The organism is Ruegeria sp. F5, from assembly GCF_056533845.1.
In genome coordinates this window covers 111,761-128,569 of sequence record NZ_JBQFOU010000013.1, presented here as the reverse complement: position 1 = coordinate 128,569, position 16,809 = coordinate 111,761, and the positions used below count along the sequence as shown (strand labels likewise).

The following is a 16,809-nucleotide window of genomic DNA, read 5'->3' as shown; positions in this document are numbered from 1 at the left end:
GTTTCTTGCCGCCGGAAACCTGCAACCGGAGACCGAACGCTCGCTGACTTCACCCGGGGCGTTGCGAACGGAAATCCAGCGCATTGCCGAGCGTAGGTATTCCACCGATGACGAGGAATTCATGACCGGAATGTCAGCCCTTGCGGTGCCGGTTCAGGACGGGCAGGGCCGGTTGGTGGCCACGCTGTCGGTGCACGCCCCGACACAACGCCATGACGTGACCAGCCTGATGTCGTTTCTGGAGATATTGCAAAAGGGGGCGAACGAGCTGTCGGCCCTGTTGGCCGAATGACCCGCGCCTGAGATCGCGATTTCAGCCTGAATTGATGTTCCGACCAATCGCCACTGCATCCTCGGGTTTCACGCATGCCCAGGCGGTGCGGCCACGCTGTTTCGCGTCACGATCCTGTGCTCCAGAAACACCGGACCGGCAGGGGGGGCGCTTTTGTCCAGCAGTTCCAGCAATACTCCCATCGCCCGTTGCCCGATCAGGTTTCGCGCCTGATGCACTGTCGTCAACTCGGGCTGGAAGATGCGGGAAAACGGTACGTCGTCGAAGCCCATGACGGATATCTGGCCGGGGATGGAATATCCCTGTTTCTGAAGGCTCCGGATGACGCCCATGGCGGATTCGTCATTGGCACAGAAGGCGGCGGTTGTATCCGGGTGCCGCGCAATCAGCTGGTCCGCCGCCCGCTCTCCGTCGGCATAGGTGAAGCCGCCGGGGATTGTGTGGATGTGGTCTGTCAGACCGGCTTGGGTCATCGCCTGAACATACCCGGCGCGGCGGTCTTCGGTCAGCGCGTTGCCTTCGGGTCCGGTGACATGGGCGATCTTTCGGTGCCCCTGGGCCAGCAGATAATGCGTGGCATCGAATGCCGCTTTGCGGTTGTCGGTCCCGACATGCGCATAGCCCGCATCCTCGAGACGTTCCGAGATCGAGACGACCGGAGTGCCCTCGGGCAGCATCCCGTCCGGCGGCGCGGCGCCGTTCAGGATCAGGGCCCCGTCGGCGCGCCCGTTGCGCAGGTTTTCCAGGATCTTCGCATAGCGCGCGTCGTCGCCGTTGGTGTTGCCAATCAGGATCGTCAGATTGGCGCGGGTCGCAATCTCTTCGATGCCCGACAGGATCTTGGAAAAGAACGGGTTGGAAATATCCGGCAGGATGACCAGCACCGTCCCCGACCGGTTGCGCCGCAGCATCTGTGCGGCGGTATTGACGCTGTACCCGGTTTCCGAGACAGCCGTGAACACCGCATCGCGTGTCTTTTTGGAAACGATATCAGGCGATTGCAACGCCCGGCTGACCGTCGCGGTCGAGACTCCGGCCACTCGTGCAACATCCCGAACCGTGGGTCTCTTGTTCGAATTTCTTGTCATGCTGACGATTTATAGCAGCGTGAAACGGAAAATGTAATGGTTTACATAAGCAATGAAATCGATTACATAGATTCGTACCGTTGCAACTTCTGAACTTCTGGGGAGGGGACATGAAGCTGGGTGTGAACCTGCTGTGCGTCGGTGGGCTGATCGACAGGGCGCAGTTGGAGTTTTGCCAGCTTGCTGCCGAGGCAGGGTATGACGGTGTCGAAATCCCGATCCTCGAAGGGACCGCCGATCACTATGCCTGGCTGGGGGCCGAACTGGATGCGCTGGAGCTGGACCGGACCTGCACCGCGATTGTGCCCGATCCCAATGCGGACCCCACCAGCGCCGACCCCGATATCCGGGCGGGCGGTGTTGCTCATCTGAACTGGATACTGGACTGCGCCACGGCGCTGGGGGCCGAAACCATCGGCGGGCCGTTTCATGCGCCCATCGGGCATTTCACCGGCAGCGGGCCAACCGCCGGGGAATGGCAGCGCGGGGCCGAGCTGCACCACCGGATGGCTGAAAACGCGGCAGCGCGGGGGATGCGGCTGGCGCTGGAGCCCCTGAACCGGTTCGAAACCCACTTCCTGAACACCGCCGAACAGGCGGCGCAGTATTGCGAACTGGTCGACCATGCCGCTTTCGGGATCCTGTACGACACGTTCCACGCGCATATCGAAGAAAAGGATCAGGCGCAGGCGATTGCGGCGCTGTCTGGCTGGATCAACGTTCTGCATGTCTCGGAAAATGACCGGGGCACGCCCGGAACCGGGCAGATCGATTTCGGCACGATCTTTTCCGCGGTGAAGAAAACCGGCTTTGACGGCTGGGTGGTGATGGAGGCCTTTGGCGCAGGCGTTCCCGAAATTGCTGCGGCCACACGCATCTGGCGGCCGATGTTCGACGATCACCCGCAGCTGTTTCACGACAGCGCCGCGTTCATTCGCAAAGGCTGGGCGCAGGCATGAGCGGTGATGCCCTCTTTGAGATGAAAGGGATCTCCAAGGTCTTTCCGGGGATCAAGGCGCTGGATGCGGTCAGTTTCTCGGCCCGATCGGGCGAGGTGCACGCGCTGGTCGGGGAAAACGGCGCGGGCAAATCCACACTGATGAAGGTGCTGTCGGGCGTCTATCAGGCGGAACAAGGCGACATCTTCCTGCGCGGTCAGAAGGTTCGGTTTCAGCACCCGCTGGAATCGCTCGCGCAAGGGGTCAGCGTGATCTATCAGGAATTCTCGCTGCTGCCCGACCGGACGGTGGCCGAAAACATCTTTCTGGGCCGCGAACCCACGCGCCTTTGGGGCCTGCTGGACAGCGACAGGATGCGGCGCGAAACGCAGGACGTCCTGGCGCTGTTCGGGGATCGCCATCGCTTTGGCCCGGACACCTTGGTCAGCGATCTGGACGTCGCGCAGCAGCAGATGGTCGAGATCGCCAAGGCGCTGTCCCTTAACGCGCAGGTCATCGTCATGGATGAACCAACGGCGGCGCTGAACGATACCGAGTGCGATCTGCTGTTCCAACTGGTCGAAAATCTGCGCGGGCAGGGGCGCTCGATTGTCTATATCACCCACCGCATGCGCGAAATCCGCCGTCTGGCCGACCGCGTCACCGTCATCAAGGACGGCAAGGTCGCCGCCGCGTTCGATCACGTGCCCGAAACCGGCCAGATCGTCGAGGCGATGGTCGGGCGCGATATCGGGCATTTCTATCCCGAACCCGCCACGCCGGAGGAAATTGGCGCGGCGGTGCTGACCGTGCGCGGCGGCGGCAATGACCGGCTGTTCAACATCGATCTCGACCTGCGCGCGGGTCAGATCACCGGGTTTGCCGGTGTTCAGGGCGCTGGCCGCACGGCGCTGGCGCTGGCCCTGTTTGGCGCGGAACCGTTCGAGTCGGGCGCGGTTACGGTTGAGGGCAGACCGGTCCCGCTGACCAGCCCGCGCAGCGCCGCCAAGGCCGGGATCGCCATGCTGCCCGGCGACCGCAAGGCCGAGGGCCTGATGCTGATGCAAACGGTCCGTGACAACGGCATGATCTCGGCGCGGGCCTTTTCCAGCGCCCTGGGGGCACCGAACCACTCGCCGATTGCCTCGCTCGATCAGATGGACGCGCTGTTTGACGTCTTCGATCTGCGTGCGGCGAATTACGAGGTCGAGATTCAGTCTCTGTCCGGGGGCAACCAGCAAAAGGCCATCGTTGCGCGCTGGCTGTCGCTGGCCCCGAAGGTTCTGATCTTTGTCGAACCGACCCGTGGCATCGACGTCAACACCAAGGCCGGGATATACGCCCAGATGCGCAAACTGGCACAAGAGGGCGCGGCGGTGATGGCGATTTCGTCTGACCTGCCCGAGGTTCTGGGCATCTCGGACCGGGTTCTGGTGATGAGCGACGGCAAGATCGTGGCCGAGTTCGGCCATGGTGCCAGCGAGACCGAGGTCATGCATGCAGCGACCGAGGCGCATCTTGAACTGGAAGCCTCATGAAGATCGGCAGGCCCCGGAACCTCGCGGCCCTTGCGCCGTTCCTGCTGCTGCTGGTGGCGGTGGCGATCTATGTCATCGTCGCCGTGGCGACCGGGCAGACGCAATATCTGACCGCCGAAAACCTGCTGGGCCTGTTGGGGCGCTCGATTGCTCTGGGGATCACCGCAGTAGGTCAGACTTTTGCCATCCTGATCGCCTCGATTGATCTGAGCGTGGCGAACCTGATTTCAGTCTCTGCCGTGTTGGCCTCATCGATCATGTCGGGCGAACCGGCGATGATGTTGCCCGCGATTGCTGCCGTTCTGGCGGTGGGGGTCGTGGTCGGCCTGATCAACGGGCTGGTGATCACCCAGTTCGAGGTCAACCCGCTGATCACCACCCTTGGCATGGCGCTGATCCTGCAAGGGTTGCTGAGCGCCACGTTCAACAATTTCGCCGGAGAGGTACCGGAAGAGTTTCAGGTCTTCGCTTACGGGCAGGTCGGCGGCATCTCGGTCAGCCTGATCTTCCTGATTGCCCTGACCGTGGCGGCCTGGGTGTTCCTTCGTTTCACCCGCGCGGGGTCAAACATCTATTCGGTCGGCGGCAACCCGGATGCGGCCAAGCTTGCAGGCATGCGCACCACCCGCGTGGTGATCATGGCGCATGTGATCTGCTCGGTCTGCGCCACTATCGCGGGGCTGTATCTGGCCAGCCGGTTACGCTCGGGCGCGCCGTGGATCGGGCGGGACGGGGTTTACGATCTGGAATCCATCGCCGTCGTTGTCATCGGCGGTACGGCGCTGTCCGGCGGGCGCGGCGGCGTCTGGGGCACGTTGATGGGGGTGATGATCTTTTCGCTGATCGACTCGATCTTCAACATTGCCGGTGTCGACGCCTTTGCCAAACAGATCCTGCGCGGGGTCATCATCGTGGCCGCCGTCGCCGTCTATGCCGTGCGCAGCCGGAGGATCGAGGCATGATGGCCCGGCTGAAACAGATCAACCCGGTCTTTCTGGTGCTGGTGCTGCTTTTTGTGGCAATCGCGATCCTGTCGCCCTATTTCCTGCAGCCGACCGGTTACATGAACTTCCTCAAACGCGCCGCGCCAATTGCGATTCTGGCGGTGGGGCAGCTTTACGTCATCAACTCGGGCGGGTTCGACCTGTCGGCAGGCGCATTGGTGACGCTTACGGTGATCGGCAGCTCGATCCTGCTGGACGGGGATGCCGGCGCGACATGGTGGGTGATCCTGGTCATGCTGGGCGCGGGCGTGATCGTGGGCGTGGTGAATGCGCTGGTGGTGTCGTGGCTCAAGGTGCCGTCGATCATTGCCACGCTGGGGATGATGATCACGCTCAGCGGTGTGGCCCTGACATGGTCGGGCGGTGCGCCGCGCGGATACCTGCCCGAGAATTTCCGCTTTTTCGGACGCTATCTGATCAAGGACCTGCCGCTGATCAAAATCCTGCCGGTGGCGGTGATCGTGATGGTGGTGGTCTGCGCCGCCATGTGGTGGCTGATGCACCGCACCAATTACGGCAAGCGCCTGATCGCCATGGGCGACAATCCAAAGGCCGCCTTGCTGGCCGGGGTCCCACTGACGGAAACGCGGATTGTGGCGTTTGTCATGTCCTCGGTCTCGGCCGTCATCGCCGGGATATTGCTGGGCGGCTTTGCGGGCGTCTCCACCGATGTGGGCATCGGGCTTGAGCTTCAGGCGATCACCGCCGCCGTCATCGGCGGGGCGCAATTGCTGGGCGGGCGCGGCACCGTGGGGGCCACGATTGCGGGCGCGCTGGTGCTGCAGGCGATGTTCACGCTGCTCAACATTCTGGGTTTCCCGAAACCCATCCGCGATGTGGTGCAGGGGCTGATTTTGATCTCGGCGGTGGTGATCGCCGGATACCGACGACGCCGATCAGGGGGATAGGCGCCCGATATTTTACCGAGGAGGAGGAAACAAGATGATCAACAAATGTACAGCGACCGCCCTGACGGCGCTGGTGGTGGCCTTGCCCGCCCAGGCGCAGAACTTTGACGATCCGGCCGAATTCGCCAAGCAAAAAGACATGCTGGGCGCAGCCGCCAATGGCGATGCGGCAACCCCCTGGCTGCAGCATTATGGCGACGTGATGGCCGATACCTCGGGTTTCAAAAAGGATGGCCCGCATACGATCTGCTTCTCGAACGCGGGCGTTAACAACCCGTGGCGCGTAGTCGGCTGGAATACCATGCAGGCCGAGGTGGAACAGCATGACAATATCGCCGAGTTCGTCGTGACCGACGCCGAAGGCTCAGACGACAAGCAGATTGCCGATATCGAGGATCTGCTGGCCGGTGGCACCTGTGACGCCCTGATCGTGTCCCCCAACACGACCGCAGCTCTGACCCCCGCTGTGGAAAAAGCCTGCGAGCAACTTCCCGTGATCGTGTTCGACCGGGGTGTGAACACCGATTGCCCCGTGACCTTTATCAAACCGGTCGGCGGCTATGGTTTCGGCATCCAGTCGGGTGGGTTCATCGCCGCCAACGCGCCCGAAGGGTCCGACGTGCTGATGCTGCGCATCCTGCCCGGCGTCGACGTTCTGGAAACCCGCTACTCTGCCGCGAAACGTATTCTGGAAGAGGCCGGTCTGAACATCGTTGGCGCGGAATTCACCGATGGCGACCGCGCCAAGACCAAGGCGATTGTCGAGGATTATATCCAGCGCGGCAACCAGTTGGGCGCGGTCTGGATGGACGCGGGCGCAACCTCGGTCGCGGCCATCGAGGCGTTCGAGGATATGGGGCTGGACGTGCCGATTGTCACCGGCGAAGACCAGCAGGATTTCCTGCAGAAATGGCAGGAGATCGGGATGACCACCATCGCGCCGACCTATCCGACCTATCAGTGGCGCACGCCGATTCTGGCGGCTCTGAAAATTCTGGATGGCGAGGCGATCCCCGGCCCGGAATGGAACCTGCCGCAACCGGCGATCACCAACGACAATCTGGCTGATTTCGTGAACCCGTCGATGCCGCCGCTGCACTACGCGGCCTGCGGTTGCGAGGGCATGCCGGGCTACCCCGAACGCTGGGGCGGCAAGTAACCACCTGACCCCGTCAGGCCCCGGTCGGGGCCTGACACACCGGATTTTTCAAGGGAGGCTGATATGCCGGGTGCGATCAAGGGACCGGGACTATTTCTTGCGCAGTTTGCCGATGATGCGGCTCCGTTCAATTCGCTGGGCGCGATTGCGGAATGGGCGGCGGGTCTGGGCTATAAGGCGGTGCAGATCCCCACGTTTGACGGGCGTTTGTTCGATCTGGACAAAGCCGCCGACAGCCAGACCTATTGCGATGAGATCCTCGGCACCTGCCGCGAGGCGGGCGTTGAGGTCAGTGAGCTTTCGACCCATCTGCAGGGCCAGCTGGTCGCGGTGCATCCCGCCTACGATCTGGCCTTTGACGCTTTCGCGCCCAAAACCGTCCATGGCAATCCGCAGGCGCGGCAGGGCTGGGCCGCAGATCAGGTCAGGAAAGCCGCCATCGCATCCCGCCGCATGGGGCTGGACACCTCGGTCAGCTTCACCGGGTCGCTGGCCTTTCCCTATCTCTATCCCTGGCCGCAGCGCCCGCAGGGCCTGATCGAAGAGGCCTTTGCCGAGCTTGCCCGCCGCTGGCACCCGATCTTTGACGCTTACGCCGAGCAAGGCGTGGCCATCGGCTTTGAAATCCACCCGGGCGAGGATGTGTTCGACGGGGCCAGCTTCGAGATGTTCCTTGATGCGGTGAACGGGCATGAGGCCTGCCGGATCAACTACGACCCCTCGCATTTCCTGTTGCAGCAGATGGATTATCTGGAGTTCATCGACCTCTACCACGACCGCATCTGCGCCTTTCACGTCAAGGATGCAGAGTTCAACCCGACCGGTCGGCAAGGCGTTTATTCCGGCTATCAGGGCTGGACCAACCGCGCCGGGCGCTTCCGTTCTCTGGGCGACGGGCAGGTGGATTTCGGCGCGATTTTCTCGAAGCTGACGCAATATGGCTATGACAGCTGGGCGGTTCTGGAATGGGAATGTTGCCTGAAATCCCTCGAACAGGGGGCCGCCGAAGGCGCGCCCTTCATCGCGCGCCATATCATCGAGACCACCGACAAGGCGTTTGATGACTTCGCCGGTGGCGAGGTTGATCAGGCCATGATCCGAACCATGCTGGGGCTGGGCCAGTGACCGTGTTGAAACTGGGCATGGTCGGCGGCGGGCAGGGCGCGTTCATCGGGGCCGTGCACCGGATCGCGGCCCGGCTGGACGGGCGCTGGCATCTGGTGGCGGGGGCGCTGTCGTCCGATCCGCAGCGTGCTGCGGCATCCGCGCAGGAACTGGGGATCGCGCCCGACCGATCCTATGCCGATTTCCGCCAAATGGCAGACGCCGAGGCCGCGCGCGACGATGGCATCGACGCGGTTGCCATCGTCACCCCGAACCATATGCATGCCGACCCGGCGATTGCGTTTCTGCAGGCCGGGATCCACGTGATCTGCGACAAACCTCTGGCCGCCACGACCGAGGATGCCGCCCGCATCAGGGCGGTGGCCGATGCCTCATCCGCGCATTTCATCCTGACCCATAACTACACCGGCTATCCGATGATTCGGCAGGCGCGCGACATGGTGCAGGCGGGCGAGTTGGGCAGGTTGCGGCTGTTGCAGGTGGAATACGCGCAGGACTGGCTGACGGAACCGGCTGATACCGACAACAAACAGGCCGACTGGCGCACCGATCCGGAGCGGTCGGGGGCAGGGGCCATCGGCGATATCGGCACCCATGCGTTCAACCTGGCGCATTTCGTGACGGGCGAGGTGCCCTCGCACCTGGCCGCCGATCTGACCAGCATGGTTCCGGGCCGTCAGGTGGATGACAACGCCCACATCCTGCTGCGCTATGCCAGCGGCGCGCGGGGCATGCTGTGGGCCAGTCAGGTGGCGGTGGGCAACGAAAACGGTCTGAGCCTGCGGGTCTATGGCGAACGTGGCGGGCTGGAATGGGCGCAGGAACATCCCAATCACATGCGGTTCAGCCGGTTCGGCCAGCCGCCGCAGACCTTGACGCGCGGCTCCGGCGCAATGACGTCCCCGGCGGCCAAACGCGCCACCCGCATCCCGCCGGGCCACCCCGAAGGCTACCTTGAAGGCTTTGCCACGCTTTATGCCGAGGCTGCGGACCTGATCCGGGGCGATCAAGGCGCGGGCCGTTTGCTGCCCGGTCTTGCGGACGGTTTGCTGGGCATGGCGTTCATTTCCGGCGCGCTGGCATCGTCAAAAAATGACTGTAGCTGGACCGAATTGCCCTGAATTTAGGCGAGGGGTGAACCGCGCCCGCCATTCCCGAACCGGCATGGGCCAAAGGGGGCAAGCGCCGGGCGCTTGCGATCGAAACGCCCATCAAGTCGGCTTGACGTCATATGACCTTGTGCTGTAGCCAGAATTTCACCCCATGGAATGTTGCAAGGCGACTATGTGACGGTCATGTCCCAGCCGCAAAAAGTTGTGTTCTTTCTGACGGATGAGTTTTCGCACCTCGCGTTTTCCTGCGCGGTCGAGCCGTTGCGGATCGCAAATCTCATCAGCGGGAAAGACCTGTACGAATGGTCGCTGCACTCGGAAGACGGGGAACCCGTTGCGTCCTCGAACGGGTCCAAAACCTCGGTAGACGGGGATTTCTCGGCGGTCGCCAAATGCCACCGGATTTTTGTGTTGTCCGGCATCAACATGCGAAACCATGTCAGCCGTCCGTTGCTGTCAGCGCTGCGCCGGGAACGCGCCAAAGGAACCAGAATCGGCGCTCTGTGTTCCGGGGCATGGATATTGGCCGAGGCCGGGTTTCTGGGCGGATGCAAAGCCGCCATTCACTGGGAGTATCACGACAGCTTCATGGAGGAGTTTCCGGATGTGAATCTGGTGCGCAGCGTTTTTGTTGCCGACGAAAAACACATCACGGCGTCAGGGGGCACCGCGACGGCAGACCTGATGCTGCATCTGATTGAAGCGGAACATGGCGAGGACCTTGCGCTCGATGTTGCGGATCAGATGGTCTATGTCGCGGTCCGGAACGCGACGGCGGAACAGCGGGTTTCACTGCAATCGCGGAACGGCATGCGCAACAAGCATCTTGCGGGCGCGATCCGTATCATGCGGGACCGGATCGATGACCCGACCCCTCCGTCTTCGATTGCGGCCAGGCTGGGGATTTCCACCCGCCAGCTTGAACGGCTGTTCGGGAAATATCTGAATTCGACGCCCAAGAAATACTATGTCGAAATGCGTCTGGACCGGGCCAGAAAGCTTTTGCTGCAGACCGAGGATTCCATAACCGACATTGCCATGGCCTGCGGCTATGAAAGCCCCGGTCACTTTGCCAAGGTCTATCGCGCACGCTTTGGGGTCTCGCCGCACGCTCAGCGGAATAAAATCAGCTGACATCACAATTCGGCTGCTGTTTGGGGCCACCGCCGCGCGGTTTGCGTTCCGCACATCGGGCAGCAGGGGCGGCTTTGCGCCTGTGACGAAGATATGTCGCTTCCATCAAAATTACTTCGCAAGACGGGACGCATGATCATCCGGGACGTGGGATAGTCTCCGAAATCACTGGAGACTCACGATGACCACTGAAAGCCGTACCCGTTCTCGTTCGGGCGGTCGGTCTGCCCGTCGGGCGATCCGCACCGCGCCCCGGTTTGACATGCTGCCCGGCCTGACCCGCAACATTCCGCTGTGCGAAGTGATGGATCATGCGCAGGTCGAGATGATCGACAACGCGGCCATGGACATTCTGGAAAATGTCGGGGTTCAGTTCCGCGATCCGATTGCGCTGGAAGACTGGAGGAAAGCCGGGGCCAGGATCGATGGCGAACTGGTCTATCTGGACCGTAATATGGTGCGCGAGCTGATCTCGACCATTCCGGCGCAGTTCACCTATCACGCGCGCAATCCCAACAACAATGTCAGGCTTGGCGGCAAGCATTCGGTGTTCGTGCCGATGACCGGCGCGCCCTTCCTGCGCGATCTGGACGATGTGCGCCGGAACCCGACGCTGGACGATCTGGCGATGTTCCACAAGCTCAGCCACATGATGCCCGCGCTGCACAGCTCGGCCCACCATATCGTCGAACCTTATGATCACCCGATCAGCCAGCGGCATTTGCGCATCACCTATTCGTCGATGAAATATTCGGACAAGATGTTCATGGGCATGACCACCTCGCCCAAGAACGCCGAGGACGTGATGGACATGTGCGCCATTCTGTTCGGCGATGAGTTCATCGACAACAACCCGGTCACCACCGGCAATTGCAACGGCAACAGCCCGCTGGTCTGGGACGAGACCATGCTGGGCGCGATGCGCGCCTTCTGCCGCCGCAACCAGCCGGTTTTGTGCTCGCCCTTCGTGCTGGGCGGCGCGAACACGCCTGCATCCGTCCCCGCCACCGTGGCCCAGCTGACCGCCGAAGCGCTGTCGGCGCTGGCCTATACGCAGGTGGTCCGCAAGGGCTGCCCGGCGATCTGGGGCCACTACCTGTCGACCGTGTCGATGAAATCCGGCGCGCCGATGGCGGGCACACCCGAGATCAGCCTGATGAACTTTATGATCGGCCAGATGGCGCGGTTCTACGACGTGCCGTGGCGCACCTCGAACACGCTGGGCGGGGCCAAGACGTTCGACGCGCAGGCCGGATACGAATCCGCCACCACGCTCAGCGCGGTTGTCCATGCGGGCGCGCATTATATCTGGCACTCGGCGGGCTGGAACGAGGCGGGCATGCATTGCTCGGTCGCCAAATTCGTCGTGGATGCGGAACAATGCGCCATGGCCTACCGCATGGCCGAGGGGCCGAAATGGCATGATTTCGATCAGGCCGTTGCCGCGGTTCCCGATATCGGCCCCGGCGGTCACTATCTGGGCCACCCGCACACGCAGGACAATTTCCAACAGGCGTTTTTCATGCCCGATCTGTTCGACAACAACTCGATCGAGCAATGGCAGGCCGAAGGCAGTGTCGAGATCACCGAGCGCGCCCTGAAACACGCCAGAAAGCTGCTGGGGGAATATGAAGAGCCGAAGCTGGACGAAGCCAAGAACGAAGAGCTGCTGGACTACATCGCCCGCCGCGAGCGCGAGATTCCGGCGGCGGAAGAACTGAACCAGAGCTACTGAGGAAACTTCCCTCCCCAAACTGGCCCGCCGCAACAGGCGGGCTTCTTTTTTTCTGCTCTTGCAGGGGCTTATGGGCCCGGCATCACGGTCTCAGGGCAAGCTCAATTGCGCCATGCGCCCGCCATCGACGGTATAGACCTGCCCTGTGATGAAGCCGCTTTCCCCGGCAGCCAGAAACGCGGCCAGGGCGGCGACTTCTTCGGGTTTGCCGGTCCGCGCCACGGGATGGATCTTGCCTATGTCGCGCCGGAACGCCTGTGGATCGGGCATGGACTTGATGAAATCGAGGTTCAGATCGGTGTCGATCCAGCCCGGCGCGATTGCGTTGCAGCGGATGCCCTCGGCCCCGTGATCGACCGCGACGGCGCGGGTCAGCCCGTGCAGCCCTGCCTTTGACGCACAATAGGCCGCGTGGCCCGGATTGCTGCCCAACCCCTCGATAGAGCCGGTATTGACGATACTGCCCCGCGTCGCGCGCAGATGGGGCAGGGCGGCCTGTATCATCAGAAACGGCGCGGTCAGGTTGACGGTCAGGGTTTTCTGCCAGTCCGTCAGGCTCATATCCTCGACCCGGGCCTCTTGCATCATCCCGGCATTGTTGACCAGAACGTCCAGCCGCCCGGCGCGGGTTATGAGCTCGGCCACCACCTGCGCGGGAGAGGCCGGATCAGTGAAATCGGCGGCGATCCCTTCAAATATGTCGTCGGGCCCGCGCTGCGCGGTGAAAACGCGCGCGCCTTCGTCAGCCAGCCGCGCGGCGATGGCCTGCCCGATCCCCGAACGCCCGCCGGTGACCAGCGCCACTTTGCCTTCGAACCGCCTCATGCGACCGGTTTCCCGCCATTGACCTCGACCAGCGCGCCGCACATGTAACGCGCCGCGTCCGAAGCCAGGAACAGGACCACATCGGCGATGTCTTCGGGTTCGGCAATGCGACCAAGAGGGACGGTTTTGCCAAGTTCAGCCACCGCCTTGTCGGGGTCGAAGCCGCGTTTGGCGAAGCCGGACCGCAGCATCGGCGTGTTCACCTCATTGGGGCAGACCGCATTGATGCGGATGCCCTGATGCGCGTGATCCATGCCCATGCATTCGGACAGCGAGGCGATGGCGGCCTTGGTCATGCAATAGAGCGCATGGTTCGGACCGGGCGCCTTGCCGCCCCAGCAGGACGCGGTGTTGACGATGGCTCCGCCGCCGGTTTCCGCCATCAGCGGGATGGCAGCGCGGCAGATCCGAAACGGGGCCTCGACATTCACGCCCATCGACAGCGCCCAGTCGGTATCCGAGGTCTCGGTCACCGGGCCGCGCGTGATGACGCCCGCGTTGTTGATGACGATATCCAGCCCGCCCAACGCTTTTTGCGCCGCTGCGGCCAGATTGTCGCTGTACTGCGGATCAAGCAGATCGCCGGGCAGATGCGCCTCGGCCCCGATCCCGTCTGTCGCGCGGTCGGCAACGGCCACTTTCGCGCCGTTTGCCCGCAGCTTTTCGGTGATGGCCTTGCCGATGCCTCCAGCAGCGCCGGTGACAAGGGCGCGTTTGTCTTTGAACATGGTTCCCTTTCCTAAGGTGGCGACCGCCTGTCCCGGCAGGCCGCGGTGTACGATTACGCCGGGAACCGGCGCATCAGGCTCTCCTCAGAACGACGCGATGGGGTCGCCAAAGGCGCTTTCATCGGGGGTGATGCCAAGGCCCGGCCCGGTCGGGCGCCGGATATGTCCGCCCACAATTTGGATGCCGTTTTCCGGATCATAATTGCCCTCGATATAAGGCGCAGCGAGCCACGCGCCCTCCATCAACGAGGGGCGCACAGTCGATGCGATCTGGGTGCAGGCCGCCGCGATGATATCGCCGCCCCAGCTGTCGTCGCAGGTATGCGGCAGGTTGCGCGCGTCGCAGATATCCCGGAAGGCGCGCATGTTCTGCAGGCCGCCGATCCGGGTCACCTTCATGCCGAACCCATCGACCAGACCGGTTCCGGCGGCCGAGATCACGGTGTTCAGATCGACGCTGTTTTCATCCATGTAAATCCCGTGGCACACCTGCGGGCGGATCTTTTGCAGGTCCTCATAGCTGTTGCAGGGCTGTTCCATGATGAACGGTATCTCGGGGCATTCCCGGCTGACCCGCAGGGCATCGCGGGTGGTCCATCCCCGGTTGCCATCGACGGCAAGGCGCATGCCCGACCCGCGAATGACCTCCCAGACCTTTCGGATGGTCTCGATATCGATCTCGACAGGGCGGCCGCCGACCTTGACCTGCAGGCGCGGATAGCCCTCGTCCCTTTTCTCTTTCGCCAGCCTGGCAATGTCATCCGGCGCCCCGATGCCGGTGGCATAGTAGGAGGGCACCCGATCCGTCTGCGCCCCGCCCAGCAGGTCCGCGACATTGACGCCCAGCTTCCTGCCGATCAGGTCATGCGCCGCGATATCGATGGCCGCCTTGGCATAATTGTGACCGTTCAGCAGGCTGTTCATCTTGTGAGTCAGCGCCACCGGCCAGAGATCGGCCCCGATCAGCCCCTTCGCCATCTCGGTCAGCGCGGCCAGTGCCCCTTTTGCATGCGCCTCGGCATAGGTCGGGCCGACCGGGCAGGTCTCGCCCCAGCCCACGGTGCCGCTGTCGTCTGTCAGTTTGACCAGCGTTGTCTCCAGCGCCCGGACCTCGGCATTGGCCATGGTGTAGGGACCGTTTTTGACCGGCAGTTCATGGGCGTAGATGTGGATTTCCTTGATCTTCACGTCCGTTCCTTTTGTCGTCCTGCCGGTTGATCCGGTTTAATGAATATTCGCAGCCCCAAGCAGCGCCCGGGCGCAGCGCAGCGTCGCCGCCGAGGCCTGCCTGACCCCGATCAGGCGCGCGGTTTCCGTCAGCCCCTCGTGCAGGACGAACAGGGCTTCCGCCAGAGCGTCGGCATCGCAGCCGGCGTCGACCTTCAGCAGCCGCGCGCGGAACATGTCCCGGACATGCGCCTTGTGAATCTCGACAGCGTCGCGGATCGGTTCGCTTTCAGGATAAGCCGCCAGAGCGTTGCGAAACAGGCATCCGGTGTTGGATACTTCAACTAGCCAGTCCGACAGGCGGACAAGCACATGCAGCACATGATCCGCGCCTTCGGCATCATCGTGACCGATCCAGTCCGAATAAGCGACATCCCGGTGGGTCAACGCCCCGATCACCATCGCCTCGCGGCTGGGAAAATATTTGTACAGGGTCCGAAGCGAGACATTGGCACCAACGCGCAACGCTTCGACACCCTGGGTTGCAAAACCCATTTCGGAAAACTGACGGTCAAGATTCTCGGCAATCTGCGTTTGTGTATCATTCATAGAGGCCAGGGTAGAGCGATCGCTCTACCAATCTTGCCAGTTTGCGACACCACTGTCTGCGCAACGACAAGGCGCTGAATTGAAACCGTCTTTCAGCAGTCCGGCCCAATTCGAAATGTCACCAACGTTGCAATCGAAAACGTCATTGTTATGATTCCCCCCGTTACGATTTGCCTTGGTTATTAGGGTCAGGACCCATTGATTTCCGTTTTGCGGCGTGATTCACGGTTCAAAAACGAGCGGTGAAAACGAGCGGTGAACATGTCTGATCTCTTATGGCTTACGGATGCGCAAATGGCGCGTCTGGAGCCCTTCTTCCCGAAGCCCTACGGCAAGCCGCGCGTCGATGACAGGCGTGTGTTGAGCGGGATTATCTTCATCAATCGCAATGGTTTGCGGTAGCGGGATGCCCCTGCTGCCTATGGACCGCACAAGACGCTGTACAATCGATGGAAACGGTGGAGCGACATGGGCATCTTCGCGCGAATGATGGCCGGCCCGGCCGCCGAGCACGGCGAACAGAAGACTGTGATGATCGACGCGACCTATCTGAAAGCTCACCGGACAGCGACCAGCATGGGCGTCAAAAGGGGGGCGTGGACGCCTGATTGGTCGAACCAAGGGCGGCATGAACACCAAACTGCACGCCATCTGCGACAGTCAGGGACGCCCGCTGAACCTGTTTATAACCGCAGGACATATCAGCGACTACATCGGTGCTCGGGCTCTGTTCAGCGGCATACCGAATGTCGATTGGCTACTCGGAGATCGCGGATACGATGCCGATTGGTTCCGAGAAGCGTTACAAGACAAAGGGATACGCGCTTGTATCCCCGGTCGGAAGCAGCGCAAGACAACGGTGAAGTACGACAAGCGCCGATACAAACGCCGCAACCGGATCGAGATCATGTTTGGCAGGCTCAAGGATTGGCGCCGTGCGGAAACCCGTTACGACAGGTGCCCGAAAGTCTTCCTCTCAGCAATCGCCCTCGCAGCTCTCGTCATCTATTGGCTATGAGCCCTGAACCTAACGGGGTGTCACGCCCGACGCGGCACGAGATCGCAGCCGGTGGCGCGGCGATCCGGACGTGTTGCAATACGGTTTTGCATCATTCCTCTTTTTCCCCGGTTTCCGAAAAGGCGACAAGTGCGTTCGCGACAAAAAGGCCTGCAAGCGACAAAAATTATCGCTGCAGGCCCGAAAGCCGCCGGTTCAAAAGACCGTCGGGTTGGGATTGCGCCACTATTCGTACCACCAGCGTTCGTGGGTTTTGGCACCATCCGTTTCCCACTACGCGACGCACTGCCATTCAGCCGTCTGCTGCGCCCCTGAACTGCAAACGGTGTGTCGGACAGGAGGCCACTTTATGCTTTAAGTCTAAAACATTTAATCTTGAAATATTTTGCCGCGCGTGTACGCTCCCAACAATCAGATTCAGGCGCAGGA

At 62.2% G+C, this 16,809-nt stretch carries 15 protein-coding genes and 1 pseudogene; 11 read left to right on the top strand and 5 right to left on the bottom strand.

The genetic code is table 11. From position 1 onward, the window contains the following. Nucleotides 1-292, top strand: a 292-nt coding sequence (locus tag ACR0K1_RS18530; protein WP_480851475.1) for an IclR family transcriptional regulator domain-containing protein, incomplete at its 5' end; no start/stop codon positions are given. Between the two features lie 68 nt (nucleotides 293-360). Here the strand turns inward: ACR0K1_RS18530 and ACR0K1_RS18525 are convergent. Continuing rightward, entirely contained in the window at nucleotides 361-1,380 is a 1,020-nt protein-coding gene (locus ACR0K1_RS18525; RefSeq protein WP_480851474.1) for a LacI family DNA-binding transcriptional regulator, read from the bottom strand. 80 nt (nucleotides 1,381-1,460) lie between these two features. On the opposite strand from ACR0K1_RS18525, the gene ACR0K1_RS18520 reads away from it, so the two are divergent. From ACR0K1_RS18520 to ACR0K1_RS18480, 9 genes are all read left to right on the top strand, one after another. After that, nucleotides 1,461-2,339, top strand: coding sequence for a sugar phosphate isomerase/epimerase family protein (locus tag ACR0K1_RS18520; protein ID WP_480851473.1), 879 nt, complete (start codon nucleotides 1,461-1,463; stop codon nucleotides 2,337-2,339). Then, nucleotides 2,336-3,856 carry a sugar ABC transporter ATP-binding protein gene (locus ACR0K1_RS18515; RefSeq protein ID WP_480851472.1) on the top strand — a complete coding sequence of 507 codons (1,521 nt, stop codon included), beginning with the start codon at nucleotides 2,336-2,338 and terminating at the stop codon, nucleotides 3,854-3,856. The genes ACR0K1_RS18520 and ACR0K1_RS18515 overlap by 4 nt, the downstream gene beginning before the upstream one ends. Beyond that, nucleotides 3,853-4,818: an ABC transporter permease gene (locus tag ACR0K1_RS18510; protein WP_480851471.1), complete on the top strand. Its 966-nt coding sequence runs from the start codon at nucleotides 3,853-3,855 to the stop codon at nucleotides 4,816-4,818. The genes ACR0K1_RS18515 and ACR0K1_RS18510 overlap by 4 nt, the downstream gene beginning before the upstream one ends. Next, nucleotides 4,818-5,768 carry an ABC transporter permease gene (locus ACR0K1_RS18505; protein ID WP_480851470.1) on the top strand — a complete coding sequence of 317 codons (951 nt, stop codon included), beginning with the start codon at nucleotides 4,818-4,820 and terminating at the stop codon, nucleotides 5,766-5,768. The genes ACR0K1_RS18510 and ACR0K1_RS18505 overlap by 1 nt, the downstream gene beginning before the upstream one ends. A gap of 34 nt (nucleotides 5,769-5,802) precedes the next feature. Beyond that, nucleotides 5,803-6,927 carry a substrate-binding domain-containing protein gene (locus ACR0K1_RS18500; protein WP_480615975.1) on the top strand — a complete coding sequence of 375 codons (1,125 nt, stop codon included), beginning with the start codon at nucleotides 5,803-5,805 and terminating at the stop codon, nucleotides 6,925-6,927. A gap of 63 nt (nucleotides 6,928-6,990) precedes the next feature. Then, nucleotides 6,991-8,052 carry a sugar phosphate isomerase/epimerase family protein gene (locus tag ACR0K1_RS18495; RefSeq protein WP_480851469.1) on the top strand — a complete coding sequence of 354 codons (1,062 nt, stop codon included), beginning with the start codon at nucleotides 6,991-6,993 and terminating at the stop codon, nucleotides 8,050-8,052. A 17-nt stretch (nucleotides 8,053-8,069) separates the two neighbouring features. Continuing rightward, a complete protein-coding gene (locus ACR0K1_RS18490; RefSeq protein ID WP_480851478.1) occupies nucleotides 8,070-9,173 on the top strand; it encodes a Gfo/Idh/MocA family protein in 1,104 nt (367 codons plus the stop codon). A 174-nt stretch (nucleotides 9,174-9,347) separates the two neighbouring features. Next, nucleotides 9,348-10,298, top strand: a complete 951-nt coding sequence (locus ACR0K1_RS18485; protein ID WP_480615995.1) for a GlxA family transcriptional regulator — start codon at nucleotides 9,348-9,350, stop codon at nucleotides 10,296-10,298. A 181-nt stretch (nucleotides 10,299-10,479) separates the two neighbouring features. Further along, complete coding sequence (locus ACR0K1_RS18480) at nucleotides 10,480-12,033, top strand: trimethylamine methyltransferase family protein (protein WP_480615971.1); 1,554 nt, start codon at nucleotides 10,480-10,482, stop codon at nucleotides 12,031-12,033. A 90-nt stretch (nucleotides 12,034-12,123) separates the two neighbouring features. Here the strand turns inward: ACR0K1_RS18480 and ACR0K1_RS18475 are convergent, their stop codons facing one another. From ACR0K1_RS18475 to ACR0K1_RS18460, 4 genes are all read right to left on the bottom strand, one after another. After that, nucleotides 12,124-12,858 (bottom strand): SDR family NAD(P)-dependent oxidoreductase, encoded by a 735-nt coding sequence (locus ACR0K1_RS18475; protein WP_480851468.1) that lies wholly within the window; start codon nucleotides 12,856-12,858, stop codon nucleotides 12,124-12,126. Further along, nucleotides 12,855-13,586, bottom strand: a complete 732-nt coding sequence (locus ACR0K1_RS18470; protein WP_480615967.1) for an SDR family NAD(P)-dependent oxidoreductase — start codon at nucleotides 13,584-13,586, stop codon at nucleotides 12,855-12,857. Before ACR0K1_RS18470 ends, ACR0K1_RS18475 begins: the two co-directional genes overlap by 4 nt. An 84-nt stretch (nucleotides 13,587-13,670) precedes the next feature. Beyond that, nucleotides 13,671-14,774, bottom strand: coding sequence for a mandelate racemase/muconate lactonizing enzyme family protein (locus ACR0K1_RS18465; RefSeq protein ID WP_480851467.1), 1,104 nt, complete (start codon nucleotides 14,772-14,774; stop codon nucleotides 13,671-13,673). Nucleotides 14,775-14,810: 36 nt separating this feature from the next. Continuing rightward, nucleotides 14,811-15,362 (bottom strand): TetR/AcrR family transcriptional regulator, encoded by a 552-nt coding sequence (locus tag ACR0K1_RS18460; RefSeq protein ID WP_480851466.1) that lies wholly within the window; start codon nucleotides 15,360-15,362, stop codon nucleotides 14,811-14,813. Between the two features lie 261 nt (nucleotides 15,363-15,623). On the opposite strand from ACR0K1_RS18460, the pseudogene ACR0K1_RS18455 reads away from it, so the two are divergent. Then, nucleotides 15,624-16,380 (top strand): annotated as a pseudogene (locus ACR0K1_RS18455) (IS5 family transposase). The last annotated feature ends 429 nt before the right edge of the window (nucleotides 16,381-16,809 follow it).